The organism is Sandaracinomonas limnophila, from assembly GCF_004005965.1.
GTDB classification, from domain to species: domain Bacteria; phylum Bacteroidota; class Bacteroidia; order Cytophagales; family Spirosomataceae; genus Sandaracinomonas; species Sandaracinomonas limnophila.
Genome location: NZ_SACY01000006.1, coordinates 25,040 through 48,872, shown reverse-complemented (window position 1 = coordinate 48,872; position 23,833 = coordinate 25,040). Strand labels below are relative to the sequence as shown.

The window sequence follows — 23,833 nt, the reverse complement described above, 5'->3', positions numbered from 1 at the left end:
TTATTTCTATGAAAATAATAGAAGAATTTAAGAAATTTGCTATGAGCGGCAATGTAATTGACCTAGCCATTGGTGTGGTGGTTGGTAGTCAATTTTCAAAAATTGTGGATTCATTGGTGAATGACATCATCAATCCTGCCATTTTAGCACCTGTTTTAAAGGCTACACATCTAACTGAAATCAATCAATTAGTTATTCCAGGAACTGCCATTAAATATGGTAATTTTATTGGAAATTTTATCTCTTTTGTAATAGTTGCTTTTGTTCTTTTCTTGTTTGTGAAAATGATGAACAAGTTTAGAGACTCCTAAGGTATAATTCTTCTACTTTTTTTCTTGCCCAAGGTGTTTTTCTCAAAAAAGTAAGACTTGATTTCACACTGGGTTCAAATGTGAAGCAATTGATTCTAATTCGCCTTCCCAGCTCATCCCAGCCGTACTTCTCGACTAGGTATTCAACAATAAATTGTAATGTTTTTCCTTCTAATGGGTCCATGGGGCTTGGAGAAATATAAGAATATAAGAATATAAGAATATAGGAATATACGAATAAAGGAGGTCGTCTACTTTACTGACTCACTAGCTCACTGGATAACTTGCTCACTGGCTTACTCAGTCAGCTCCAACCACCTCATTTCCTTTTCCTCCAAATCGGCTTTTAGGTTTTCTAATTCTTTTGCCAATTTAGTGATTTTCTCAAAATCATCAGATAATTCAGCGATTTCTTGTTCAATCAATTGGATTTTATTTTCCAATTTTGGCATCGATTTTTCCAGCTCTTCTAATTCTTTTTGTTCCTTATAACTAAGTTTTTTGGAAGCCTTGCCAACTTGCTCACTAGCTAACTTGCTTACTAGCTCACTAGCTAACTTGCTTACTGGCTCACTAGCTAACTTGCTCACTTGCTCACTAGCATCACTATTCCTAAAATCCGTATAATTTCCATTAAAGAATCGAATCACTCCATTTCCTTCAACAATTAACAATTGGTCAATCAAATTGTCCATAAAGTAACGGTCGTGGGAAACTAACAATAAACAGCCTTGGAAATCGCTTAAGAAATCTTCTAATAATTGTAATGTTTCAAGATCAAGGTCATTGGTTGGCTCGTCTAAAATCAAGAAATTTGGATTTTTAACCAATACCTGCATCAATTGTAAACGCTTCTTTTCTCCACCTGAAAGTTTTTCAACTGGTGTGTATTGCTTTTGAGTTTCAAACAAAAATTTACTCAAAAACTGGGATGGGGTAAGGGTATTGTTTTTGCCGTAATGAATGACTTCTGCAATATCCGTAATCACATCAATTACCCGCTGTCCTGGTTTAAAATCAAAGGGCATTTGGGTATAGTATCCAATAACCAAGGTTTCCCCATGGTCAATTGTTCCGGAATCTGGTGCTAAATTTTCGGTTAATAACTGGAGAAAAGTTGTTTTTCCTGCACCATTATTTCCAACAATACCAATGCGGTCCTTTTTCTTGAATGTATAGGTAAAGTCCTCAACAATTTTCTTGTCGCCAAACGACTTATATATATGGTTAATTTCAATGATTTTATTGCCTAATCTCGACATCTGCAATTGCAAATCCAATTTGCTATCATCTGCCTTTCTTTTGGCAACTTCTTCCGTTTCATAAAATGCATCAATTCTGGATTGAGCCTTCGTACCACGAGCTTTAGGCTGTCTACGCATCCACTCCAACTCCTTTTTGTAGAGGTTTTTTGCTTTTGCAACGGTACTTGCTTCTGAAGTTTCTCTTTCTGCTTTTTTCTCTAAAAAATAAGCATAATTGCCATTGTAATTATAAATGTTTCCTTGAGCCAATTCAATCATTCGGGTGCAAACACGATCCAAAAAATATCTATCGTGAGAAACAACCAATAAGGTAACATTTGGACCGCTTAAAAAGCCCTCTAACCATTCAATCGTTTCAATATCCAAGTGGTTAGTTGGCTCATCTAGAATCATGATTTCCGGACTTTCAATCAATAATTTAGCCAAGGCTAAACGTCTTTTTTGTCCACCCGAAAGGGTTGAAATTTGTTGGTGACTATCAGGAATCCCTAATTTGGCTATGATTTGTTTGGCTCTACTTTCGTAATCCCAGGCCTGTGCAGAATCCATCAAGGCAAATGCGTTTTCTAAGGCTTTTGGGTCGCCCGACTCCATTGCTTCCTCGTATGCCTTAATTGCCTTTGAGCTGGCCAATTCTTCTGAGAATAGGTAATTAATCACCAAATCATTCTCATTGAAACTTGGATTTTGGGGTAAATAGCCTACATGAATTCCGTCTCTGATGGTGATTTTGCCATTGTCGGGACTTTGCATGCCAACTAAGGTTTCCATCAAGGTTGTTTTTCCAGTGCCGTTTTTACCAATTAAAGCAACCTTTTCTCCCTTTTGTAAGCCAAAGGAAATAGCATTAAAAATCCAGCGTTCGCCAAGATTTCTGGAGATGTTTTCGGCCGATAAATAATTCATCTAAAAGGAGAATTTGGATTAAGCGTCTTCTAATTCTTCACGCATTTTTCTTTTCAATACGCGACCCGAAACGATGATGCTGATCTCATACAAGCCCACCAATGGGATTGTTACGAGCAACTGAGAAATCATGTCTGGAGATGGTGTAATAAGAGCTGCAATGATTAAAATTACCACTAAAGCGTGTTTTCTGTATTCTCTCATGAAGGAAGGGGTTAAAATTCCAACTTGAGAAAGTACATAGGCAATCATAGGCAATTGAAAGGTTAAACCACAAGCCAAAGTCAACATGGATAGCAAAGAGATATAATCGTTGATATCAAATTGATTTTGAATCGATGGGTCTAATTTAAAGTTTGCTAAAAAGTTGATGGCCATTGGAGCTACAATGAAATAACCAAATGCAACACCAATAAAAAACAATAAGGAAACCCAAAATACGGCTCCTCGTGCTGCTTTTAATTCTTTGTTTTTAAGTCCTGGAGTAACAAATCTCCAAATTTCAAAAAAGGCATAAGGGAATGCAAATAATAGCCCAACAATGATCGACTGAGTCAAGGCCATCATAAATTGTCCTGAAACCTCTCTAGATTGTAAAATAAAATCAGCTTTTTGCATACAAAGGCTGGTCATGCCTGTTTCGGCAGCTATTTTACAAAGCACTTGATTGGTGTAGAAATCAACTTTGGTTGGTCCCATGATGACAATTCCGAAGATTTCTTCACGAAAAATCCAGGCAGCTACTGTGAAAATCACAATAGAAGCCAAAGAGCGGATGATGTGCCAGCGCAATTCTTCTAAATGGTCGAAAAATGACATTTCGGTGCCATCCTTGTCCTCTTCGTTCTCGTCCCAGTCTTGATCTAATGCCATTATTTTATGCGTACAATGGGAATTGTTTTACCCATTCGTTAATCTCATTTTTAATTGCTGCTAAAACTGACTCATTTTCATGGTTCATCAAAGCTCTATCAACCAAATCTACAATTTGGGTCATTTCGCTTTCTTTCATACCACGTGTTGTCATAGCTGCAGTACCTACACGCATACCTGAAGTGACAAATGGAGATTTGTCATCAAATGGAACCATGTTTTTGTTAATAGTAATATCTGCTTTAATCAAGGTATTTTCAGCCAATTTACCAGTTAATCCTTTTGGACGAAGGTCAATTAACATTAAATGGTTGTCGGTTCCACCAGAAATGATTTCGTATCCTTTTGACAAAAATGCTTTCGCCATTGCTTGAGCGTTTGCCTGAACTTGTTTTGCATAAGCTTCGAAAGTTGGGCTCAATGCCTCTCCGAAAGCTACTGCTTTGGCTGCGATAACGTGCTCTAATGGACCACCTTGGGTACCAGGGAATACAGCGCCATCCAAACAAGCTGACATTAATTTCAAATCACCCTTTAAAGTTTTGAAACCAAATGGGTTTTCAAAATCGTTACCCATCATGATCAATCCACCGCGTGGACCGCGTAGAGTCTTGTGAGTGGTAGTTGTAACAATGTGGCAATGCTGCATAGGGTTGTTCAATAAACCCTTTGCGATTAATGCAGATGGATGGGAAATATCTGCCAATAAAATAGCGCCAACTTGATCTGCAATATTTCTTAAGCGAGCATAGTCCCAATCTCTTGAATAGGCTGATGCACCACAAATAATTAATCTTGGTTTTTCTTTTTGGGCAGTTGCCTCTACCTTGTCCCAATCTATTAATCCAGTTTCTTTTTCAACACCATAGAAAAATGCTTGGAAGTATTTTCCCGAGAAATTCACAGGAGAACCATGTGATAAGTGACCACCGTGCGATAAGTCAAATCCTAAAATTTTATCACCTGGATTCAAGAAAGATAAGAAAACAGCTGCATTGGCCTGAGCACCTGAATGCGGTTGAACGTTCGCCCATGTAGCGCCAAACAATTGTTTTGCACGCTCAATAGCAATGGTTTCAACTTCATCTACCACTTCACATCCTCCATAATATCTTTTTCCTGGAAGTCCCTCTGCATATTTATTAGTCAATACACTGCCTTGAGCTTCCATAACTTGTGGAGAAGTAAAGTTTTCAGAGGCAATTAATTCGATGCCGAATTCTTGACGATGCGCTTCTTTATTGATTAAAGAAAAAATTTCGTTGTCGCGTTGGGTTGGAAATGTGCTTGCAGCCATGAGTAATTTGTCTTGTTCTTCGTATATAAGGGTACAAAAATACGATTTTATCTTCGAACAGAAAAACGATTTATTGATAAACTAAGTCGACCTATGTCACGCACTTATCCGCTGAAATAGTGTAAATTTGAAAAATTTATTTTTGCCGATGAAAATCAAATCGATCTTAACTAGCTTATTCCTACTTTTTGGATTTTTTCTTTTTGCAGAAAAAATTACTCCAGCGAAGTGGTCTTGGACATTAAAGCCTGTGAACCCAAAGGTTGGTGAAGTTGCCGAGCTTATTTTTAAAGTTAAAATTGACAAAGGTTGGTACTTGTATTCTTCCGATTTTGACCCAAACTTGGGTCCGGTGGTTACTACTGTAAGCTTTGACAAAAATTCTAGTTATTCTTTGGTAGGTAATTTAAAAGCAATCAATCCGCATTCGAAATTAGACCAAGAAATTTGGGGAGGAACTTATACGTATTTTACAGGGGTTGGAGAGTTTCGACAAAAAGTTAAGATTTTACAGGAAAAAGTTAAGATTTCTGGGGCTTATGATTCACAATCTTGTTCAAATGAGTCGGGACTTTGTGTGCCAATAAAGGGAGTTTTTTCAATAGTTTTCAGTTCTCAGTCGGTAGGTGGTAGTGAGCCAGTGAGCAAGGTAAGTGAGCAAAGTGAGCCAGTGAGCAAAGTGAGTGAGCAGAGTGAGCAAGTGGGCAAAGTGAGTGAGCAGAGTGAGCCAGTGAGCAAAGTAGGTGAGCCAGTGAGTGAGATTAAAAGTGACGAGAGACGACAAACGAGCGAGGAGTCATTATTTTCCTTCTTTTTCATAGCATTGGGTGCAGGATTTTTGGCATTATTGACACCATGTGTTTATCCATTGATACCGATGACGGTAAGTTTCTTTACGAAACAATCGGGCGGCAAGGGTTTGGCATTTTTATACGGAGCTTTTATTGTGTTGATTTACGTGTTTTTTGGGACAATTTTAGCCTTTTTTGCTGGCGCAAGTTTTGCCAATTTCTTAAGCACGCATTGGATTCCAAATCTTTTGTTTTTTGTGATTTTTATGCTTTTCGGAATTTCATTCCTTGGAGCTTTTGAGATTGTTTTACCTTCAAATTTTGTGAATCAGGTTGATGCCAAATCGGATAAAGGTGGATTGATAGGTGTGTTTTTTATGGCATTTACTTTGGTTTTGGTGTCCTTTTCATGTACAGGACCATTGGCAGGGTCTATTTTAATTGCAGCCTCTCAAGGGGTCTTTTTGAAGCCAATTGTGGGTATGCTAGGATTTTCATTAGCTTTCGCTATACCATTTACTTTATTTGCAATTTTCCCAGGGGTATTGAATAAAATGCCTAAATCAGGTGGATGGATGAATGAAGTTAAAGTGGTATTAGGATTTTTGGAAGTGGCGCTTGCCTTTAAATTTTTAAGCGTTGCAGACCAAGTTTATCATTGGCATTTGTTAGATCGAGAAGTTTTCTTAGCTATTTGGATTGCTGTATTTACTGCAATTACGTTATACCTTTTTGGAATTATAACGATGCCACACGATAGTGGGAACAAGAAGCTGTCGGTTACGCGCTCCTTGTTGGCAACAAGTTCTTTGGCATTTGTTTTATACATGATGCCGGGCATGTGGGGTGCGCCCTTAAAAGGATTATCAGGTTGGTTGCCTCCTATGAACACACAAGACTTTAAAATGTCGGCGGGAAGTGGAAATGCAGAAGCTGCTAAAATCAATTCAAAATACAGCGATTTTTTGAAATTGCCCTTGGGTTTACAAGGATATTTTGATTACAAAGAAGCAAAAGAAGCTGCAATTAAAGCAGGGAAACCCCTGTTTATCGATTTTACAGGTCATGGATGTGTGAACTGTAGAAAAATGGAAGAATATGTGTGGTCGGATCCGAAAGTGTTGAAAACTTTGCAAGAAGATTATGTAGTTGTTGCCCTATATTGTGATGACAAAACTGAATTACCAAGTACTGAATGGTACACTTCAAAGGTAGATGGTCAGGTGAAAAAGACCTTAGGTGATCAGAATTTAGATTTTCAAATTACCCGTTTTGATTCCAATGCACAGCCTCATTATGTGTTGTTGGATCCAAGAAAAGAAGAGGGACCCATGTTGAAGCCTGTGGCTTTTGATCCTGATGTTAACCATTTTGTAAAGTTTTTAAACGAAGGTATTCGAATTTATCGCTCGTCGAAATAATGGTTTGGGGTAAGTATTTTGCGGTAATGTTAGGAACAGCATTGAAATATATTGCAGGGCCCATTGCAGGTTTTAGTCTAGGACTTGCTTGGTATGAAACCTTATTGGCTTCTTGGGTTGGATTTATGCTGACTGTGCTTATTGTTGTCTCCCTTGGTAAATTATTAGTACAATGGATTGGAAGTTTTCGAAAATCTAAACCATTGGTTTTCTCCAAACGTGCTCGATTTGCTGTAGGTATTTGGCAGAAATTTGGTATTAAAGGGATTGCGGCATTGACTCCTCTGATCTTTACTCCCATAGGAGGAAGTTTATTATCACTTTCTTTCAAAGTGCCTCTATCAAGAATCTTATTTTTTATGGCCATTTCAGGCTTTATTTGGTCATCTATTTATACCTTAATTATTTATCAGTTAACTTTTTTAAAGGAATATTTGTTTTGAGTATCTTTAATGGATTTAAATAAATTGCAAATTGTTATCTAAATAGGTAACTTTGAAGATCCACTAATGAAAAATCAATTTAAGAGAAATGTTTTCTTTTATAGAGAATATTTTATGGAATTTTTTGAACCACTTCCTGATCATGTCAAAGAGAAAATAACCTGGACATTGAATTTGATTGTTGAATTAGAAAGAATTCCAACTAACTATTTTAAATATATAACAAGTTCTTCAGGCCTTTATGAAATAAGAATTGAATATAGTTCAAATATATATAGGGTCTTTAGCTTTTTTGATGAGGGAAATTTGTTGGTAGTTATAAATGGATTTCAAAAAAAGTCAAATAAAGTACCTTTAAGGAAAATAGAATTAGCAGAAAAATTAAAAAAGAATTATTTCGATGAAAAAGAAAATGGAAAGCATGACTTCATTCGATGAGTTTTTGGATAGGGAATATGGCAAAAAAGGAACGAATCAGCGTGAAAAATATGATCAGGGTTTTGAGGTATTTAAATTGGGGGTAATCCTTCAGGAACTTCGAAAGGAAAAGGGACTAACACAGGAACAATTAGCGTTTAAATGTGGTACTACAAAAAATTATATTTCCAGAATAGAAAATAATGCAAGTGATATAAGACTTTCAACCCTAATGAGAATTATAAACGACGGATTTGGAGGTCATTTAGATTTTAAAATTAGTTTTAATTAAATTGGTTCTAAACGCAAAAAGCCGGACAAAGCCGGCTTTTTGGTATTTTTAAATTCAACCTATTTGTTGAATAATTTCTCGCGAATTTCGTTTGCTTTTACCTCTAATTCTGGCTTAGCAGCATATTTAAGTTTTGATTGTGCAGCAGCAGAATCCGGATGAACTCCATATACATGCTCATTGCCTTCACGAACATCTTTTTGCTTGATGCGATTGTTTTTTTGATAATCACAAGCCGTTGCTAACAAGGCAATCGCTAAAACTGGAACTAAATTCTTTAATTTCATGTGCTTTTTGTACTAATTACGGTGCAAAAATAAATAAAAATTATGAGTTATGAATTATGAATTATGAATTTTTTCAACCAAAAAAGCCATCAACTCCGCAATATATTTTTTGCTAAAATTGAATTCAATTCCTGCCGTAGCATAAATTTCTTTTATTGGAACGGTGTAACCCAATGCCAAAGCATCTAAATATTGATTTAAAGCTTTTTCTGGATTCTGACAATAATTTCTCCAAACGGCCAAAGCACCTAATTGAGCAATTGCATATTCGATGTAATAGAAAGGGACCTCAAATAAGTGCAATTGTTTTTGCCATAAATTAGCCTTATTTACTTCTAAGCCCGACCAGTCTGTAACTGAATCGCTAAATTTTCCATAAATCTTCAACCATGCCGCCTCTCTTTCTTCCGCTGTGTGTTTAGGATTTTCGTAAATCCAATGTTGAAATGCATCAATCGTTGCTACCCAGGGAAGTGTTTCCAAAATGTCTTCTAAATGCTTTATTTTCGCTCGTTTTTCCTCTTCTGGATTCTCAAAATATTCATCCCAATGTTCCATGGTAATTAATTCCATACTCATAGATGCCAATTCTGCCACCTCCGAAGGCACATTTCTGAATGCATTAATGGGTAAATCTTTATCCAAAATGGAATGTACTGCATGACCTCCTTCATGTAATAAGGTTACCATGTCGCGAACTTGTCCAGCAGCATTCATGAAAATGAAAGGGAAACCACTTTCTTCTAATGGGTAATTATAGCCACCTGGATTTTTTCCTTTTCTTGAGTCCAAATCAAATCGATTCAATTTCACCATTTCTTTTAGACAATCGCCCAAAAATGGATTCATTTTTTCAAATACTCGAATCGTTTTTTCTAACAACTCTTGTCCAGTTTCAAAGGGTTTTAAAGGCTTTCGCCCGGCTGGATCTACCGCTTTGTCCCAAGGTTTCAAGGCATCTAATCCCAATGCTTCTTTTCTTTTTTTTGCTTGTTCATTTAGAATTGGGACCACAGTTTCTGCTACTGCTTCGTGAAATTCGAAACAGTCTGCTGGGCTGTAATCAAACCGACCAAGACTTGCAAAAGAATAATCCCTAAAGTTCTCAAAGTTGGCATTTTTAGCAACCAAATCCCTTTTTTCAATCAATTGTTGAAACAATTTGTTCAAATCGTCTTTTAGCGACAATCTTTTTTCAGCAATTTTATGATACACTTCTTCTCTTTCTTTGCGATTGGTGGACTCCAAATGGGCAGCCGCTTGTTGCAAAGTTTTTTCAACACCTTCAATATCTACCATCAAAGCACCAGTTAAGGCCCCATATTCTGTAGAAAGATTATTTAAATCTGTAAATATCGGGATGTTTTCTTCTCTGAATATTTCAATTGCTTTTTGCATTCCGCGCAACATGATAGAATACCCTGTTTTAGGAAGCTGATCGGCAAATCCAGAATCTATTACTTTTTTGTTCCATTCGTCATCAAAAACAGATGCATTTGGCATAATTTCGTTGACAAATTGTTGGTAACTTGCTTGCAACTCCGGATTTTGATTGTCGCAAGACATTTTAATGTATCTCCAAGCAAAGTTTTCAGATAAATAACTTTCTAATTCAGACCTTTGCAAACAAAACTGATTTAAATCTTCTAAGGTTTCAATTTTTTTATTACTCAATTCTTCGAAAAATGGCAATACACTTTCCCAAGTACTTAGGTTGAAATCTACAGGTAATAATTCGCGATGTATGGCGGTTGGGGTAATTGTTCTCATGTTACAAATTTAATAAAATAAATCCTTCAACATCCAAATTGGGCAACTCGAATGTCCTGTGTTTCCCATTGGGGTATCTATATATTCAAATCCTGACTTTTTATACAATTTTTGGGCAGCTATCATAAAGGGAAACGTTTCAATATAACATTTTTTGAATCCAAATTCCTGGGCAGCTTGCAAGCAACTTTCCATCATTTCGGCGCCTATTCCCTTGCCTCTAGTTTCAGGTAAAAAGTACATTTTTTGTAATTCACAAATTGTAGGGTCTCCATTTACTAAAGGTGCAATTCCTGCGCCCCCAACTATTCTACCTTCCTTTTCTACCACAAAATACACAGATTGTGGTTTCTGATATTGTTCAAACATAAAATCTAAATAAGGATCCTCGTAAGCGGTTCCTACTTTAGGAATATCCAACTCGTCGAAAACCGATCGAATCAATTCTGCAACTTTGAGGTTGTCGCCTTTTTCTATTTTACGAATTTGAAGGGAGTTCATAGTACAAATTAAGTCTTTAAATAAAAACAAAAAAAGAGGTCATCTTTCGATAACCTCTTCTGGGTGGATGATGGGGTTCGAACCCACGACCCTCGGAACCACAAACCGATACTCTAACCAGCTGAGCTACAACCACCATTTGTTTGGGATTGCAAAAATAAGCAAATCTGCCGTTTCTGCAAACCCTAAACAGATATTTTTATCGAAAAAATCGAATTTATGCTTGAGCAGCTAAATAACGCTTCTCTGCCGCAGCCCAGTCAATTACATTCCAAAATGAATCGATATAATCCGGACGCTTGTTTTGAAACTTCAAATAATAAGCATGTTCCCAAACATCTAATCCTATTACTGGGAAGCCTTTTACATCAGCAACATCCATCAATGGATTGTCTTGATTTGGAGTTGAACTGATTGCAATTGAACCATCTTTCTGCGCAACTAACCATGCCCATCCTGAACCAAAACGGCCAATTCCTGCTTTTTTGAACTCCTCTTTGAAGGCATCAAAACTTCCAAATTTAGCATCTATCGCTTTTGCTAATGTGCCAATTGGAGCTCCTCCACCATTTGGAGATAAGATGTTCCAAAATAAATCATGGTTGAAATGTCCACCACCATTGTTACGTACCGCTGGACTCAACTTGCTGATGTTTGCGAATAATTCTTCTAAAGATTTTCCTTCCAATTCCGTACCCGCAACCGCAGCATTTAAATTAGTTACGTATGCGTTATGGTGACGGTCGTGGTGAATTTCCATTGTTAATGCATCAAAATGCGGCTCTAGCGCATTGTTTGCATAAGGTAGGGGTGATAGGGTGAATGACATATGAGTTATGAATTGTTAATTGTTAATTGTTTATTTTTGGTCCCTGCGCGAAGTCGAAGGGTTAATTGTGGGTAAACAAATTTTATGGTTATAAAGTTCAATAAACTGACAAAATATACTCCCCTCCTTTTGGAGGAGGGGTTGGGGGAGGTAAAATCTTCTTCCTTAGGTGGCTGAGGCTCTCGAAGCCACCACTACCGCAACCTCGAAAAAAACTCTTTCAACAATTGCTCAGATTCGTTGGCTAAAATGCCCGATAAAACTTTTGTTTTGGGGTGCAAAAGCGTTCTGCCATGTTTTTCAAACCCTCTTTTGTCTTCGCTAGCCCCATATACGATGCGACCAATTTGCGACCAATATAAGGCCCCCGCGCACATTACACAAGGTTCAAGGGTAACATACAACGTGCAATCTTTTAAATATTTGGCTCCCAAAGTCTGTGCAGCAGAGGTGATAGCCAACATTTCTGCATGGGCAGTTACATCCGTTAATTTTTCTGTTTGGTTATAGGCTTTGGCAATTACTTGTCCATTGGCAACAATCACTGCACCAACAGGTATTTCATCATCCTCCAAGCCTTGTTCAGCTTGTCGGAGGGCTAATCCCATATAATACGCATCTTCATCCCAAATCATAGTGCAGATGATTTGATGATTTTATTGCGTAAATAAAAGTCTAATATTACAATGGCTGCCATAGCCTCAACAATAGGGACCGCTCGAGGAACCACACAGGGGTCGTGTCGACCTTTACCCGAAACTACCACTTTTTCGCCTTTTTCATTCAAGCTATCTTGATCTTGCATAATAGTGGCAGTTGGCTTAAATGCAACTCGGAAATAAATGGGTTCTCCATTGGAAATACCTCCTTGTATACCTCCTGAAAAATTTGTTGTTGTTTGAATTTTACCATCTTTTTCAACAAACAAATCATTGTGCTGTGAACCTTTTAAGGAAACTCCATCAAATCCACTTCCGTATTCAAAGCCTTTTACCGCATTGATACTCAACATGGCTTTGCCTAATTCGGCATGTAATTTGTCGAAAACAGGTTCGCCTAGGCCGGCTGGACAACCTTCAATAATTGCTGAAATAACTCCCCCAACCGAATCCCCTTGTTTGCGAATCTGGTCAATGTAATCAAACATTTCTTGTGCCAATTTTGGGTCAGGGCAACGTACGGCATTTTTTTCTGCTTCCGACAAATCGCTAATCTTCAAATCAGTGCTTCCAACTTTCAATGTTCCCACCTGACTTACATACGCTTGAATTTTAACTCCAATTTGGTTTAAAACCAATTTAGCTAAGGCGCCTGCTGCCACACGGGCAACGGTTTCTCTTGCTGAACTGCGACCTCCGCCTCGATAATCGCGAATTCCGTATTTTTCGAAATAGGTATAATCTGCATGAGATGGTCTAAATTGATCTGCAATATGCGAGTAATCTTTCGAACGTTGATCACCATTCCATACCAACATGGCAATAGGTGTTCCGGTACTTTTTCCTTCAAAAATACCAGATACAATTTCTACTGAATCTGCTTCTTTTCTCTGCGTAGTGATTTTAGATTGCCCAGGTTTACGTCTATCTAATTCAGCCTGAATAAAATCTAAATCAATTTCAATGCCCGCCGGACACCCATTTACAACTACGCCAACTGCAGCACCGTGCGACTCGCCGAAAGTTGAAATTTGAAAAATTTTGCCGTATATACTTCCCATATTACTTTTTTGTTCTACTTGTCAATAAATAACCAAAAATTATTACCAATATAAATAGGATAATTTGGGTTATTTTTCTCCAATTTTCCCAGGTATTCCAAGTGTTTTCAAGACTCGATAAATTTTCAATTCCTTGATAAATTTCAGAACTTTCCTCTGCAGTATTTAAATGCGCATCGGATGGCCCTCCTTTTACATCTAAAGTTAATTTGGAGTACAATGTGTCCAATTTGCCTTTGTCTGTATTGAAATAAACCCAATAAAAATATTTTTTAAGTTCAAATTTACCAGGTTGTCGAGGAATAATTTGAATTTTTTGTGAATTATTGCCAAACATTTTATCACCCGAGGGAAATATAACCTCCTCTTTGTTTAAGGTTGTAAAGCGCAAAAAGTAATCAGACTCTACTTCAGGGTCTTCTATGGCAAAGGTGTTACCATCGCCAACAAAGCTTGATTTATATTCAATTTTTTGTCCGGTACGTATAGAATTCCGATTGATTTCTTCTCTCAACTCATATCGTCCCACAGGAATTTTAGTTGGAGAAATACCCTTGGGTAAGTTTTTAGGCTTTATTTGAAAGGGGATGGAGGAGAATTCAATAGGAGTTTTTTGGACCTCATTTCCCTTCTTTTGAATTTTACTTAAACGCAGTTTCAACGAAGGGATTTTAATTATTTGGTTATCCAAGGCATAAAACGTCGCTTGATAAAATCGATATTCCTTGTACTTCTTTCCCTGAAATGTAGTTGAAATTATTTTTTCAGTTTGTAAGTCAAAATTCTCCTGCCAACAATTTGATGGCTTCAATTTCTGCAATTGCAAGGGGATTTGAATGTCATTTCGATCAAATTCTAATTCTTGCTCATTGTCCTCCGGTATAAAAAGTGAAAATTTTAAGGTAAATCCTTGTCCAACATACGGCTGATATTCATTGCTTGAAACCAATAAAAATAACTTGTTTTTCGATGGTAATATATCTTTAGTAAGTTCCGATTTTGGAAAAAAATCTTCCACCTTCGTGACCTCAATTCCCTTTACCACGGTCACCGTAAAGGGTTCTGTTTTGACAGATTGTTGAAAAAGTAGCACTTCCAATTCTGGAATCTGGAAAATACCAGGATTTACAGCCCGATAATGCTGCGAGTATATAACTTCAGATACCATCTGGTTATTTACTAAAGTGCTTGCCTTACCTCTACTAACACCAACTTTTTTGAAAAAATTGATTTCAGGAAATTTATAAGGAATACCCTCGGTGGCATTAGCCGGTTGTTCAGCAGAAACCGATATCACCAAATCTTCCTCCGTACTAATACTCTTTCCCTCAATTTGAACACTCGGTTTGTTCTGGGCATTACTTTCCATTGGATTCAAATAAAATCCAATTAAGAACAAAAACCACAAACAAATATGCCTCTTCATCTCTGCAAGTTACAAAATTATCCAATCAAATATTTTATTTATATATGTCTAAATATTTTTTTAGACAAGACTAAATTTTTATTTTTGGCTTATGAAACTTATCTACTTTAATACTTGCTCACTGGATCACTTTTTTAAACCACAGGGGTTGAAGCTACTAGTTCACCTACTTACCTGCTTACTCTGCTCACTTGCTCACTTTAATACTCTTGCTCAGCAAGAAGGAAGAATAGAAACCGATCGACCAGATCAAACAGAATGTCCATTTATTGTGAAAAAAGGCTATATCCAGGCAGAAATGGGCTTTAATAAAAGTCTAGATGGTGGGCAATTGGAATATGTTTTACCCACTACTTTGTTGAAGTATGGACTAAGTAAATCCATTGAATTGCGTTATATATCCAACTTGCAAGGGAGTTCTACGTTTCGTTTCCATTCGGAAGCCTTGGGTTTAAAATGGCGTTTAATGGATCCTGTGGGATGGAAACCACGGACTGCGGTGATAGTACATTACAATTTTCGGGATGAAAAAAGAGATGTCAGTGATCAGGATTTAAAGCCGCACTCATGGAGCCAAATCGTTTTAACTCTTCAAAATGATTTGTATAAAAATCTCGGAATTGGTTACAACTTTGGTGTGGAATTCCATGAAAATGGAACGGCCGAGGGTATTTATAGAATTGCGCCTAGTATAAATATTGGCAAAAAAGGATACGCTTATGCGGAAGTTTTTGGTAGATTACCCAATAATTCAGTCACCGAACATTGGTTCGACGGAGGCTTGGCCTATTATGCCTCAGATGATCTAAAATTGGATGTTTCAGCAGGAAATAGTTTTACAAATTCAGAGAATTGGTATGTTGCGGTAGGAGTTTCTTTTAGAGTGAAAGTTGTGGGCAAGCAAGTGGGCAAGTAAGCAAGTAAGCAAGTTTAGTTAGTTGTAGTACTCGCTCACTTGCTCACTCGCTTACTTAATATACACCCCCAGCGCCCCATATCCCTCCAAATAGGAAATTACCTGACTAGCCTTATCAACCGCTCTGCCAGTAGTTTGAATTTTCCAAAGGTTTGTGCTACCTGCTTTTGCAATTCCTTCAAAATATACTTTCTTAGAAAATTGCCATCTTAAACCCGTTTTGATGGAGGCACCTGCTCCGGCTACGTTCCAAAAATGATTGGCACCCACGGTAAATAACCTTACATCAGAGCGGGGTACTACTAATCCTGCGCCAAAACCATTTACCCAATCCAATTTCGAATTCTTCTTTTTGCTTGACCAAATGGTATGATAATTTTCAATCTCTACAGACGCATAATTGAAACCATCTGTATGTTCGAAAGTTAAGAAATCCTTAGAATTGATTGTAAATGCCTGGTTTTGGTAAGTTCCTGCATAATTCGGATTTACAGTGATGGCCGGACTTGAAACTTGGCCTGAAATACTACCAGTAATGCTAGAAAGCTGGTCGTTTACCATTACATATTTCATGTGATCCCAGCCGATAGATAATGCCCAATTGTCTTTAAAAAAGTAGCCCACATGAAAATTAAATTGTGGGATAGACAATAAGCTAGGATTCAAATAGGTTTTTATTTCACTTATTGGTGTGGGGAAATCTTTTGCAACTACATTGGCAAGGGTAAAATCATATCCTGGACCTTCAAAATGGATGTCGGAATTTGCATAAGTGGAGCGATTGTAACCCCAAGAAAAATAAAATTGTCCCTTTTTAAGACTTGAATTTGTCTTTTGAGCTTTTAAATTAAAACAACAGGGGCTTAATAAAAGGAGGAATATTAAATGCTTCATATTTTAAACTAAGAATTCTATATTTCGTTATTAGGGGGATTTTGTGGCGCAAAGATGGCGAAAAAAAATAATAAGTATTGCTGATAATAATCAGATAAATTATAAAATTGTTAAAATTTTCCGCATTTTCGCCGTAACTTGCATTTCCATATAAAAACCACGATAATTTAATTTAAATACCTTTTCACAGGCATATACCAATATGAGAAAAGCAAAGATTGATTTTGAATACAAAACCTTCCAATTTGGAGGAGAACTCACCGAGGAGCAAAAAGAATATTTTGAAAAATATGGAGTAATTCATTTTAAGCGTTTTATTGAGCCAGAAACAGCTTTGACGTTTATTGCTGAATTAGAAAAAATAGAGCAAAAGTGGTTGGCAGAAGGTGTTGATAAAATAAATGGTATTCCTTTAAAATTTGGAAAAAATGAAAAGGGTGAACCAATGATTCAAAGAATGTGCTTTACAAATAAGTATAGCGCAGTTTTGAATGAATTTTTACATGATCCACGCTTTAAATTAATACTTCAATTTTTGGCACCTTATGAGGGTCGTGTAGGAGAGGATGAAAAAGATGGATTGGTTTTCAACCATTACATCAATCAGCCCAATTCAAAATTTTCGCAAATGGGTTGGCATACCGATAGTCCAAGAGATTTATTTTTAGGACAAAAAATTCTCCCGATGTTAAATGTTGGTATACATTTAGATGATTGTCCAAGTTCAAATGGAGGATTACGTGTACTGCCTGGAACCCAAAATCAAAGTGTATTGAAATTATTGTTTGGCAAAAAACAATTCATAGATCACAAGCCAGATGCAAGAGAAGTTGCATTTGAAATTGAAAGAGGGGATCTAACCATCCACGATGGCCGCTTGTGGCATCGTGTTGAGGTCTCTCCAAACTTCGGTGAAAAATCACGCCGCAGAGTAATGTATGTGCCAGTAATTACAGGAAAATATAAGCCGAAATCTTCAAATAGTAAGACGCCGTTTTATCACAGGTTCTCTAAGGTTATAGTTAAATAGTACGTAGAACTGTAGAACTTTAGTGTATTGAACATCAGTTCTACAGTTCTATGCACTAAAGTTCTACAGAGTTCTATTTTGTAAATACTCCTGTAATATTATAGTCGCAGCAATCTGGTCCACATTCCCTTTTTGTTGTCTATTTTTTTTAGACATTCCCCCGGTAATCATGGCTTGTTGAGCAATTTTTGAGGTGAATCGCTCGTCTATTGTAGTTATTTTCCTGCTGGGGAATTTATTCTCAAAAGTTTTGATGAATTTTCGAACGAATGGTGTAGAATCCGTATCCTTGTTGTCTAGATTTTTGGGCATGCCAATGACAACTTCTTCAACTTCTTCTTTTTTAAAGTAATCTTCTAAATATTTTATTAACTCAGTAGTGGTTACCGTAGCTAGGGCAGTGGCAATGATTTTTAATGGATCGGTTACCGCCAATCCAGACCGTTTGAGTCCGTAATCTATTGCAAGAATTCTGCCCATTTATGACTGAATGTAACCTTTGTCGCGCAAGATTTTATCCATCAATTTCTTATCGTTTTCGTTGTTGAAAACTGAAAAAGGCAAATAGATAAATTGGTATTTTGCCATTTCAAAAACGTAAGCATTTTTTTCTTTGTAAGCCTTGCCAATCATATCCCACTTCATTATTCCACCTTCCTTGTCGGAAAGCTTCATTAAAATTTGACGCGAGTCTATTTCGTAACGATACTTGTCAAATAATTGCTTGTATTGAGCCAATTGTGTGATTCCAGTGAATTGAACCAACCAAAATAATACATATCCGATAGCACCAATTACAGTGAAAATGTAGATCCACCAATTTTTATAGGTACCTGTTAAGTTAAGCGTAAGATTTATGGCTATTAAAGCAACAGGTACAAACAACCACATCCATTGGTTGGCAAATAATTGTCTCATGCAAAGCGCAATGTATTTATTTTTTTCAAGACCATATTTCTTGGTTTTGATCGCCAAAGGATTTGAAGGAGCTTGTGGCATTTGTTGGCGTTGTGCACCGTACATTCTCGACATAACAAAAAAATTAAGATTCAATTGAGCCCACAAAGGTACGAATTTTGGATTATTTTGGTAATTTTAAGTTTGATAAATTAAGAAAATGAGTTCAGAGCAGGTATTAAATTCGGAAGCACTTACCCAGAAAATCAGAAGAATTGCTTTTCAGATTTATGAAAACAATTTTGAAGAGAAAGAGATTTTATTTGCTGGAATCATAGGTGAAGGCTATGCCATGGCACAAATGCTGTGTCAAAATTTGTCAGAAATATCTAAAATTAAGGCGAAAGCAGTTGAAATAAATTTAAATAAAGAGGAGCCCTACGAACGTCCTGTTAAATTCGATTGTGATTTAAATCTCTTTGAAAACAAGGTGATTGTGGTTGTGGATGATGTATTAAATACGGGAAGAACCTTTTCCTATAGTTTGGCACCCTTTTTAAGTATCCCGGTTAAAAAAATTCAGGTGGCCGTTTTGGTAGATAGAAATTATCGGAAATTTCCCATCGCAGCAGATTACAAAGGTTATGAACTAGCCACAACCCTATCCGAACATGTAGAAGTTGTTATTTCAGATGAAAAAAGAAGAGGGGTTTATTTGAAGTGAAAAGTGAAAAGTGGAAAGTGTCTAACGCTCAGCTCTGCTGAGTGTTGAATATTTGTAAAATATTTTTTTAGTAAAATGAAACTAAAAGTTTCATACATAATATTATGCACTCAGCAGAGCTGAGCGCAAGTTTTCAACTTTCCACTTTCAACTTTCCACTTTTCACTCTTTTAGGTGCTGCTCCCAGCAAAAAACCGTAGGCATTCAGTTCTGGCACAAAATCAAAAATCACTTTTAGCATCGCCGTAAGAGGAAGGGCTAAAATAAGTCCTTGTATTCCCCAAATAGTTTCTCCAAGTAATAAAGCAATCATTGCAACCATGGGATTCATGCTTACCTTCGAACCAATCACCATAGGAGTGATGAAATTGGCCTCAATGAATTGAACTGCTGCCACCCAAGCTACAACCGCCATTGCATGGGATGGACTTAAAGTGACCAAACTCAAAATAATTGGGAGTGAGGCAGCAAGCCAAATCCCAACATAAGGAATTAATAAAAAGACCCCCGTTAGTGTGCCAAAAAATGCAAAATAGGGTACGCCAATCCACCAGAAGCCAATGGTGTTTAAAATGCCAGCCATTATCATAACCATCAGTAGGCCTTGCAAATAACTTTGAACTACTCGGCCGATTTTCCTCAATAAATTTTGCATTTCTCCTTCTTCAATTTTAGGGAAAACTTGATGTAAAAAGGCTGCAAAAAATGAGCGATAGTATAAAAAGAAAAAGATAAATATGGGTAAAATGATAAGTGTAGTAATTACATGTAGCAAAGTTCCGAAGGTGGTACCTAAAATCACACCGGAATTTTTGAGCAAATTCATGGTCTGATTGGTCACTTCTAACATTTGTTTCTTGCGTGAAATATTTAAATTTTTCGACAAAAACGATTGGGCCGTCGAAATGTATTTTTCGAATTTTTGTACATAATTGGGCCAATCTGAAACAATGTCTGCAACTTGAAGGCTTAAAACAGTAAACCCTCCCACTAAAACAAAACTGCTTATTAGTAAAACAATAATAATACTTAATGACCTTGGCATACCTTTTTTTTCCATCCAAGAAGAAAGCGGCAAGATCAATAAAGACAAAACCAAGGCAGAAGCTAAAAGTACTAAAATGTCTTTCAACCAAATCATTCCTACGATGCCCACTCCAATGGAAAATAGAGTGGCAGCCAACCGGGAACTAAAGGGGTGTTTATTTGTCATAGAGTAAATATTACCTTAAATTACATTAAAATTAACAATTTGTTAATATTAGGGTCTCTATCTTTGTGTCATAATTCACGCCAATAAGCATGAGAGCAAATCCAGCAAACTTTAAAATTCTTCTTGTTGACGACGATCCAGACATTTTGGAGCTTTTAGAATACAATTTAGCAAAAGAAAATTATATTCTTGAAACAGCAGGAGATGGGGTAGAAGCCTTAGAAAAGGTAAAGGTATTTAAGCCCAACCTTATTATTATGGATGTGATGATGCCCAAAATGGATGGCATTGAAACTTCCCGGAAAATAAAGGCAATTGCTGAATTCAAAAATATAATGATTTTATTTTTGACTGCGCGCGGAGAAGAATACACCGAGGTAGCAGCTTTCGATGCTGGTGCTCATGATTACATAATCAAACCGATAAAGCCAAGAGCTTTAGTCAGTAGAATTAATGCCATTGTAAACCGTGATGGTGCTACAGAAGAACAAAATGAAACAGTTGAAATTGGTGGATTGATTATAAACCGTACTAATTATTCAGCTTCATTTCAAGGCAGACCTCTCGTATTGCCTAAAAAAGAATTCGAATTATTGATTTTCCTTGCCTCTCATCCAAACAAAGTTTTCAATCGGGATGAATTATTGGAAAAAGTTTGGGGCAATGATGTATATGTCGTTGAAAGAACCATCGATGTTCATATCCGAAAACTTCGAGAAAAAATTCCAGAAACCTTTATTAAGACCTTAAAAGGGGTTGGGTATATGTTTAGTGTAGAGTAGGCAAGTGAGATAGTGAACAAGTGAGCAAGTAAGCAAGTTAGCGAGTATCTATTAATTATATCATATTCCATAATTAACAATTAACAATTAACAATTAACAATTAACAATTAACAATTAACAATTATCTTTGTGCCACGTATGAAGGCCGTTTTAAGTAGTTTAATTGTTTTTTTAATAAGTTTTGTTGGCATTGCCGGACCCAAACGAGAACTTCGTGGGGTGTGGGTAGCAACTGTTCAAAATTTGGACTGGCCAAGTCCCGGAAATTATAATGGAATTACGCAAAAAGAAGAATTTATTTCTTTAGTAAACTCCCATCATCAAACGGGTATCAATGCCGTTTTTGTGCAAGTTCGGGTGGCTTCTGATGCACTTTATGCCAAAAGTCAAGAACCATGGGCCAATATTTTCAGAGGGCTGCAAGGACAAGCACCTATCCCTTATTTTGATCCATTGGAATTTATGATTCAAGAATCACACAATCGGGGAATTGAGTTTCATGCCTGGTTGAATTTGAATCGTGCCAATCTTTCTACCAAAACTTTATTGAGTTCTGAACATATTGCAAGAAAACATCCTGAATGGCTATTGTTGTACAATGGACAACATATTTTCAATTTTGGTTTACCCGAAGTTCGCAATTACATCAATTCGGTAGTTCGTAATTTGGTGAAAAATTACAACGTAGATGGGATCCATTTCGATGATTATTTTTATCCATATCCAAGTGCCAAATCAAAGATTTTAGACCAAGAGGCCTTTGAAAAGTACAAAATAGGGGATGAGAAAATAGAAGATTGGAGAAGGAGAAATATCGATATGTTGATACAGCAAATTGCTGAAACTATAAAAGAAGAAAAGCCAAAGGTGAAGTTTGGAATTAGTCCATTTGGAATTTATCGCCACCAAAGTCCAACATATCCCGAAGGTTCTCCAACAAAAAAAGGACTTCAATCTTATTCAGATTTATTCGCAGATACCGAAAAATGGGTGAAAGAAGGATGGGTAGATTACTTAGCACCTCAATTGTATTGGCCAACAAATCACGGAGTAGCACCTTTTGGACCATTGTTAAATTGGTGGACTGAGCACAGTTATGATCGTCCTATTTATGCAGGAATTGGGGCCTATCATCTCACTGATTCTTGGAATGTCGGTGAAATGATAAAGCAATTGGAGTTGACAAGATCGCACCCAAAATCGCAAGGCTCTATTTATTTTCGTAGTAAAATTTTGACCAATAATACCAAAAAACTTAGGGATACTTTACGCAATGATTTTTTCAGGCAAATAGCCTTAGTGCCAACAATGCCTTGGATAGATAGTATTCCACCAACAGCTCCGCATCAGGTAAGTTTGTCGAAAAAAGAGGGGGATTGGACTTTAACTTGGAAATCTGGTGAACCGCCTGTAGATCAAGATCCTGTGGCATATTATGTGGTATATCATTTCAAGAAAACAGATGTTGATCCTTTAGAGCAATCGGAACATATCATTTACAAAGGAAAAAATACTAATTTGGTGATTCCAAGTAACTTGATGCGTTCGGGATATGGTTTCGCCATTACTGCATTTGACAGATTACACAATGAGTCTATCCCGGGCACAATTCAATGGGTGGTTCCGGTGGAAGAAGAAGGTAAAAAAATAGTAAAATGAGCAATAAATATTTTCATTTGACGGTAAAAGAAGTTGTTGAAGAAACAAAAGACACCAAAACAATTCATTTTTGGCATCCGATTCACAACACGGTTCAATATAAAGCGGGACAATTTTTAACGGTGATTCCTGAAATTGATGGCCAAAAACCAAGAAGGAGTTATTCCTTTTCTTCTTCACCAGCAACTGATTCTAGTCCGGCAATTACCATTAAACGTGTGGAAAAGGGTTTAGTTTCCAATTATTTGTGTGAACATTTAAAGGTTGGCGATACGCTAGAGGTGATGGAACCTATGGGCCATTTTTGCTTGGAGCCTCAGTCGGCAGCAAAGAAAAACTATGTCTTTGTTGGGGCTGGCTCCGGAATTACCCCTTTGTTTTCAATGATTAAAACAATATTAAAATCAGAGCCACAATCGAGTATAGAATTGATTTATGGTTCTCGTTTTGAAGATCAAATTATTTTTAAATCTGCATTGAATGAATTAGAAAAAAACTATTCCGATCGATTTAAAATTTTATATATCGTTAGTAAACCCAGTGCAAGTTGGGCAGGCTTAAAAGGCAGAATTAACCAGGCTTCTATCGTTTATTATTTGAAGCAAGAATTGGGGACCGACATCCTTAATTCCCATTATTTTATTTGTGGGCCAGAAGAATTGACACAGCAAGTAAAAAGTTCATTGGCTATTTTTGAAGTGCCAGAAACGCAAATACATTCGGAATTATTTACAAGTTCACATCACGAACCAATTCAAATAGATGAGGAGGACGGACAAATGAAAGAAAGAATTATCAAAATACATTACGAGGGGAAAACGCATGAATTAACAGTTTTGCCATCTCAAACAATTTTAGAGGCTGCTTTGGAGGCAGATATTGATTTGCCTTATTCTTGTCAAGCAGGTATGTGCACTGCTTGCATGGGCAAATGCACTGTTGGTAAGGTTGGTATGGATGAAGAGGACGGACTTACCCAAGGGGAAATCGACAAAGGTTATATGCTAACCTGTGTGGCACACCCATTGACTGATGGCGTGGAAATTGAAATTGAATAAAGGTAAGAGGTAAGAGGTAAGAGGTAAGAGGTAAGAGGTAAGAGGTAAGAGGGATTAGGTAGAAAATAATAGGAAACGGTGCCTGAGGCTGAGCGAAGCGAGGAAACTCG

26 protein-coding genes and 1 tRNA gene are annotated in these 23,833 nt (G+C 36.9%); 11 read left to right on the top strand and 16 right to left on the bottom strand.

Features of this window, described 5'->3' with window-relative positions; genetic code table 11:
* Positions 1 to 8 precede the first annotated feature (8 nt).
* Complete coding sequence (mscL, locus tag EOJ36_RS11465; RefSeq protein ID WP_127805513.1) at positions 9 to 311, top strand: large conductance mechanosensitive channel protein MscL; 303 nt, start codon at positions 9 to 11, stop codon at positions 309 to 311.
* On the opposite strand, the gene EOJ36_RS11460 is transcribed toward mscL, so the two are convergent.
* The 4 genes from EOJ36_RS11460 to EOJ36_RS11445 form a co-directional block, all read right to left on the bottom strand.
* Entirely contained in the window at positions 298 to 495 is a 198-nt protein-coding gene (locus EOJ36_RS11460) for a VF530 family protein (protein WP_127805511.1), read from the bottom strand. The two genes, mscL and EOJ36_RS11460, sit on opposite strands and share 14 nt — an antisense overlap.
* 112 nt (positions 496 to 607) lie before the next feature.
* A complete protein-coding gene (locus tag EOJ36_RS11455; RefSeq protein WP_127805509.1) occupies positions 608 to 2,482 on the bottom strand; it encodes an ABC-F family ATP-binding cassette domain-containing protein in 1,875 nt (624 codons plus the stop codon).
* Between the two features lie 18 nt (positions 2,483 to 2,500).
* On the bottom strand, positions 2,501 to 3,355 hold the full coding sequence (gene tatC, locus EOJ36_RS11450; protein WP_127805507.1) for a twin-arginine translocase subunit TatC: 855 nt from the start codon (positions 3,353 to 3,355) through the stop codon (positions 2,501 to 2,503).
* A 4-nt stretch (positions 3,356 to 3,359) separates the two neighbouring features.
* A complete protein-coding gene (locus EOJ36_RS11445; RefSeq protein ID WP_127805505.1) occupies positions 3,360 to 4,652 on the bottom strand; it encodes a serine hydroxymethyltransferase in 1,293 nt (430 codons plus the stop codon).
* A gap of 127 nt (positions 4,653 to 4,779) precedes the next feature.
* On the opposite strand from EOJ36_RS11445, the gene EOJ36_RS11440 reads away from it, so the two are divergent.
* The 4 genes from EOJ36_RS11440 to EOJ36_RS11425 all read left to right on the top strand — a co-directional run bounded on the left by EOJ36_RS11440 (position 4,780) and on the right by EOJ36_RS11425 (position 8,016).
* On the top strand, positions 4,780 to 6,864 hold the full coding sequence (locus tag EOJ36_RS11440; RefSeq protein WP_238944483.1) for a protein-disulfide reductase DsbD family protein: 2,085 nt from the start codon (positions 4,780 to 4,782) through the stop codon (positions 6,862 to 6,864).
* A complete protein-coding gene (locus EOJ36_RS11435; protein ID WP_127805503.1) occupies positions 6,864 to 7,307 on the top strand; it encodes a hypothetical protein in 444 nt (147 codons plus the stop codon). The genes EOJ36_RS11440 and EOJ36_RS11435 overlap by 1 nt, the downstream gene beginning before the upstream one ends.
* 66 nt (positions 7,308 to 7,373) lie before the next feature.
* A complete protein-coding gene (locus tag EOJ36_RS11430; RefSeq protein ID WP_127805501.1) occupies positions 7,374 to 7,745 on the top strand; it encodes a type II toxin-antitoxin system RelE/ParE family toxin in 372 nt (123 codons plus the stop codon).
* Positions 7,729 to 8,016 (top strand): helix-turn-helix domain-containing protein, encoded by a 288-nt coding sequence (locus EOJ36_RS11425; RefSeq protein ID WP_238944482.1) that lies wholly within the window; start codon positions 7,729 to 7,731, stop codon positions 8,014 to 8,016. The genes EOJ36_RS11430 and EOJ36_RS11425 overlap by 17 nt, the downstream gene beginning before the upstream one ends.
* Positions 8,017 to 8,075: 59 nt before the next feature.
* Here EOJ36_RS11425 and EOJ36_RS11420 read toward each other — a convergent pair whose 3' ends face one another.
* The 8 genes from EOJ36_RS11420 to EOJ36_RS11385 form a co-directional block, all read right to left on the bottom strand.
* Entirely contained in the window at positions 8,076 to 8,303 is a 228-nt protein-coding gene (locus tag EOJ36_RS11420) for a hypothetical protein (protein ID WP_127805497.1), read from the bottom strand.
* A gap of 54 nt (positions 8,304 to 8,357) precedes the next feature.
* A complete protein-coding gene (locus tag EOJ36_RS11415) occupies positions 8,358 to 10,073 on the bottom strand; it encodes a M3 family oligoendopeptidase (RefSeq protein WP_127805495.1) in 1,716 nt (571 codons plus the stop codon).
* Between the two features lie 9 nt (positions 10,074 to 10,082).
* Positions 10,083 to 10,574 (bottom strand): GNAT family N-acetyltransferase, encoded by a 492-nt coding sequence (locus tag EOJ36_RS11410; RefSeq protein WP_127805493.1) that lies wholly within the window; start codon positions 10,572 to 10,574, stop codon positions 10,083 to 10,085.
* Positions 10,575 to 10,636: 62 nt separating this feature from the next.
* Positions 10,637 to 10,710: transfer RNA gene (locus EOJ36_RS11405), tRNA-His, on the bottom strand.
* An 81-nt stretch (positions 10,711 to 10,791) separates the two neighbouring features.
* A complete protein-coding gene (locus tag EOJ36_RS11400; protein WP_127805491.1) occupies positions 10,792 to 11,403 on the bottom strand; it encodes a superoxide dismutase in 612 nt (203 codons plus the stop codon).
* Between the two features lie 194 nt (positions 11,404 to 11,597).
* Positions 11,598 to 12,038, bottom strand: coding sequence for a nucleoside deaminase (locus EOJ36_RS11395; protein ID WP_127805489.1), 441 nt, complete (start codon positions 12,036 to 12,038; stop codon positions 11,598 to 11,600).
* Positions 12,035 to 13,123 (bottom strand): chorismate synthase, encoded by a 1,089-nt coding sequence (aroC, locus tag EOJ36_RS11390; protein ID WP_127805487.1) that lies wholly within the window; start codon positions 13,121 to 13,123, stop codon positions 12,035 to 12,037. The genes EOJ36_RS11395 and aroC overlap by 4 nt, the downstream gene beginning before the upstream one ends.
* A gap of 1 nt (position 13,124) precedes the next feature.
* Positions 13,125 to 14,549 carry a BatD family protein gene (locus tag EOJ36_RS11385; RefSeq protein ID WP_127805485.1) on the bottom strand — a complete coding sequence of 475 codons (1,425 nt, stop codon included), beginning with the start codon at positions 14,547 to 14,549 and terminating at the stop codon, positions 13,125 to 13,127.
* 148 nt (positions 14,550 to 14,697) lie between these two features.
* Between EOJ36_RS11385 and EOJ36_RS11380 the strand changes: the two genes are divergently transcribed.
* Entirely contained in the window at positions 14,698 to 15,465 is a 768-nt protein-coding gene (locus EOJ36_RS11380) for a transporter (RefSeq protein WP_164847903.1), read from the top strand.
* 51 nt (positions 15,466 to 15,516) lie between these two features.
* On the opposite strand, the gene EOJ36_RS11375 is transcribed toward EOJ36_RS11380, so the two are convergent.
* The gene (locus tag EOJ36_RS11375) at positions 15,517 to 16,359 is read right to left on the bottom strand and encodes a hypothetical protein (protein ID WP_127805480.1); all 843 of its coding nucleotides are present in this window, start codon (positions 16,357 to 16,359) and stop codon (positions 15,517 to 15,519) included.
* Between the two features lie 202 nt (positions 16,360 to 16,561).
* Between EOJ36_RS11375 and EOJ36_RS11370 the strand changes: the two genes are divergently transcribed.
* On the top strand, positions 16,562 to 17,389 hold the full coding sequence (locus tag EOJ36_RS11370) for a phytanoyl-CoA dioxygenase family protein (RefSeq protein WP_127805478.1): 828 nt from the start codon (positions 16,562 to 16,564) through the stop codon (positions 17,387 to 17,389).
* A gap of 63 nt (positions 17,390 to 17,452) precedes the next feature.
* On the opposite strand, the gene ruvX is transcribed toward EOJ36_RS11370, so the two are convergent.
* Both ruvX and EOJ36_RS11360 read right to left on the bottom strand, forming a co-directional pair.
* Entirely contained in the window at positions 17,453 to 17,869 is a 417-nt protein-coding gene (gene ruvX / locus EOJ36_RS11365; protein ID WP_127805476.1) for a Holliday junction resolvase RuvX, read from the bottom strand.
* The gene (locus EOJ36_RS11360) at positions 17,870 to 18,421 is read right to left on the bottom strand and encodes a YcxB family protein (protein ID WP_238944481.1); all 552 of its coding nucleotides are present in this window, start codon (positions 18,419 to 18,421) and stop codon (positions 17,870 to 17,872) included.
* An 85-nt stretch (positions 18,422 to 18,506) separates the two neighbouring features.
* On the opposite strand from EOJ36_RS11360, the gene EOJ36_RS11355 reads away from it, so the two are divergent.
* Positions 18,507 to 19,010, top strand: coding sequence for a phosphoribosyltransferase family protein (locus EOJ36_RS11355; protein ID WP_127805474.1), 504 nt, complete (start codon positions 18,507 to 18,509; stop codon positions 19,008 to 19,010).
* 133 nt (positions 19,011 to 19,143) lie between these two features.
* Here EOJ36_RS11355 and EOJ36_RS11350 read toward each other — a convergent pair whose 3' ends face one another.
* A complete protein-coding gene (locus tag EOJ36_RS11350; protein WP_127805472.1) occupies positions 19,144 to 20,223 on the bottom strand; it encodes an AI-2E family transporter in 1,080 nt (359 codons plus the stop codon).
* Between the two features lie 89 nt (positions 20,224 to 20,312).
* Between EOJ36_RS11350 and EOJ36_RS11345 the strand changes: the two genes are divergently transcribed.
* The 3 genes from EOJ36_RS11345 to EOJ36_RS11335 all read left to right on the top strand — a co-directional run bounded on the left by EOJ36_RS11345 (position 20,313) and on the right by EOJ36_RS11335 (position 23,723).
* Positions 20,313 to 21,005, top strand: coding sequence for a response regulator transcription factor (locus EOJ36_RS11345; RefSeq protein WP_127805470.1), 693 nt, complete (start codon positions 20,313 to 20,315; stop codon positions 21,003 to 21,005).
* Positions 21,006 to 21,144: 139 nt separating this feature from the next.
* Entirely contained in the window at positions 21,145 to 22,665 is a 1,521-nt protein-coding gene (locus tag EOJ36_RS11340) for a glycoside hydrolase family 10 protein (RefSeq protein WP_127805468.1), read from the top strand.
* A complete protein-coding gene (locus EOJ36_RS11335) occupies positions 22,662 to 23,723 on the top strand; it encodes a ferredoxin--NADP reductase (RefSeq protein ID WP_127805466.1) in 1,062 nt (353 codons plus the stop codon). Before EOJ36_RS11340 ends, EOJ36_RS11335 begins: the two co-directional genes overlap by 4 nt.
* The last annotated feature ends 110 nt before the right edge of the window (positions 23,724 to 23,833 follow it).

Bases quoted from the DNA above. Each gene is read 5' to 3' on its own strand.
- EOJ36_RS11425 (WP_238944482.1), top strand. From the start codon at position 7,729: ATGACTTCATTCGATGAGTTTTTGGATAGGGAATATGGCAAAAAAGGA.
- EOJ36_RS11340 (WP_127805468.1), top strand. From the start codon at position 21,145: ATGAAGGCCGTTTTAAGTAGTTTAATTGTTTTTTTAATAAGTTTTGTT.
- EOJ36_RS11410 (WP_127805493.1), bottom strand. From the start codon at position 10,574: ATGAACTCCCTTCAAATTCGTAAAATAGAAAAAGGCGACAACCTCAAA.
- EOJ36_RS11445 (WP_127805505.1), bottom strand. From the start codon at position 4,652: ATGGCTGCAAGCACATTTCCAACCCAACGCGACAACGAAATTTTTTCT.
- EOJ36_RS11400 (WP_127805491.1), bottom strand. From the start codon at position 11,403: ATGTCATTCACCCTATCACCCCTACCTTATGCAAACAATGCGCTAGAG.
- EOJ36_RS11395 (WP_127805489.1), bottom strand. From the start codon at position 12,038: ATGATTTGGGATGAAGATGCGTATTATATGGGATTAGCCCTCCGACAA.
- EOJ36_RS11355 (WP_127805474.1), top strand. From the start codon at position 18,507: ATGAGTTCAGAGCAGGTATTAAATTCGGAAGCACTTACCCAGAAAATC.
- mscL (WP_127805513.1), top strand. From the start codon at position 9: ATGAAAATAATAGAAGAATTTAAGAAATTTGCTATGAGCGGCAATGTA.
- EOJ36_RS11345 (WP_127805470.1), top strand. From the start codon at position 20,313: ATGAGAGCAAATCCAGCAAACTTTAAAATTCTTCTTGTTGACGACGAT.
- EOJ36_RS11360 (WP_238944481.1), bottom strand. From the start codon at position 18,421: ATGTCGAGAATGTACGGTGCACAACGCCAACAAATGCCACAAGCTCCT.
- EOJ36_RS11385 (WP_127805485.1), bottom strand. From the start codon at position 14,549: ATGAAGAGGCATATTTGTTTGTGGTTTTTGTTCTTAATTGGATTTTAT.
- EOJ36_RS11460 (WP_127805511.1), bottom strand. From the start codon at position 495: ATGGACCCATTAGAAGGAAAAACATTACAATTTATTGTTGAATACCTA.
- tatC (WP_127805507.1), bottom strand. From the start codon at position 3,355: ATGGCATTAGATCAAGACTGGGACGAGAACGAAGAGGACAAGGATGGC.
- EOJ36_RS11335 (WP_127805466.1), top strand. From the start codon at position 22,662: ATGAGCAATAAATATTTTCATTTGACGGTAAAAGAAGTTGTTGAAGAA.
- EOJ36_RS11350 (WP_127805472.1), bottom strand. From the start codon at position 20,223: ATGACAAATAAACACCCCTTTAGTTCCCGGTTGGCTGCCACTCTATTT.
- aroC (WP_127805487.1), bottom strand. From the start codon at position 13,123: ATGGGAAGTATATACGGCAAAATTTTTCAAATTTCAACTTTCGGCGAG.
- EOJ36_RS11415 (WP_127805495.1), bottom strand. From the start codon at position 10,073: ATGAGAACAATTACCCCAACCGCCATACATCGCGAATTATTACCTGTA.
- EOJ36_RS11420 (WP_127805497.1), bottom strand. From the start codon at position 8,303: ATGAAATTAAAGAATTTAGTTCCAGTTTTAGCGATTGCCTTGTTAGCA.
- EOJ36_RS11370 (WP_127805478.1), top strand. From the start codon at position 16,562: ATGAGAAAAGCAAAGATTGATTTTGAATACAAAACCTTCCAATTTGGA.
- EOJ36_RS11430 (WP_127805501.1), top strand. From the start codon at position 7,374: ATGAAAAATCAATTTAAGAGAAATGTTTTCTTTTATAGAGAATATTTT.
- EOJ36_RS11375 (WP_127805480.1), bottom strand. From the start codon at position 16,359: ATGAAGCATTTAATATTCCTCCTTTTATTAAGCCCCTGTTGTTTTAAT.
- EOJ36_RS11435 (WP_127805503.1), top strand. From the start codon at position 6,864: ATGGTTTGGGGTAAGTATTTTGCGGTAATGTTAGGAACAGCATTGAAA.
- ruvX (WP_127805476.1), bottom strand. From the start codon at position 17,869: ATGGGCAGAATTCTTGCAATAGATTACGGACTCAAACGGTCTGGATTG.
- EOJ36_RS11455 (WP_127805509.1), bottom strand. From the start codon at position 2,482: ATGAATTATTTATCGGCCGAAAACATCTCCAGAAATCTTGGCGAACGC.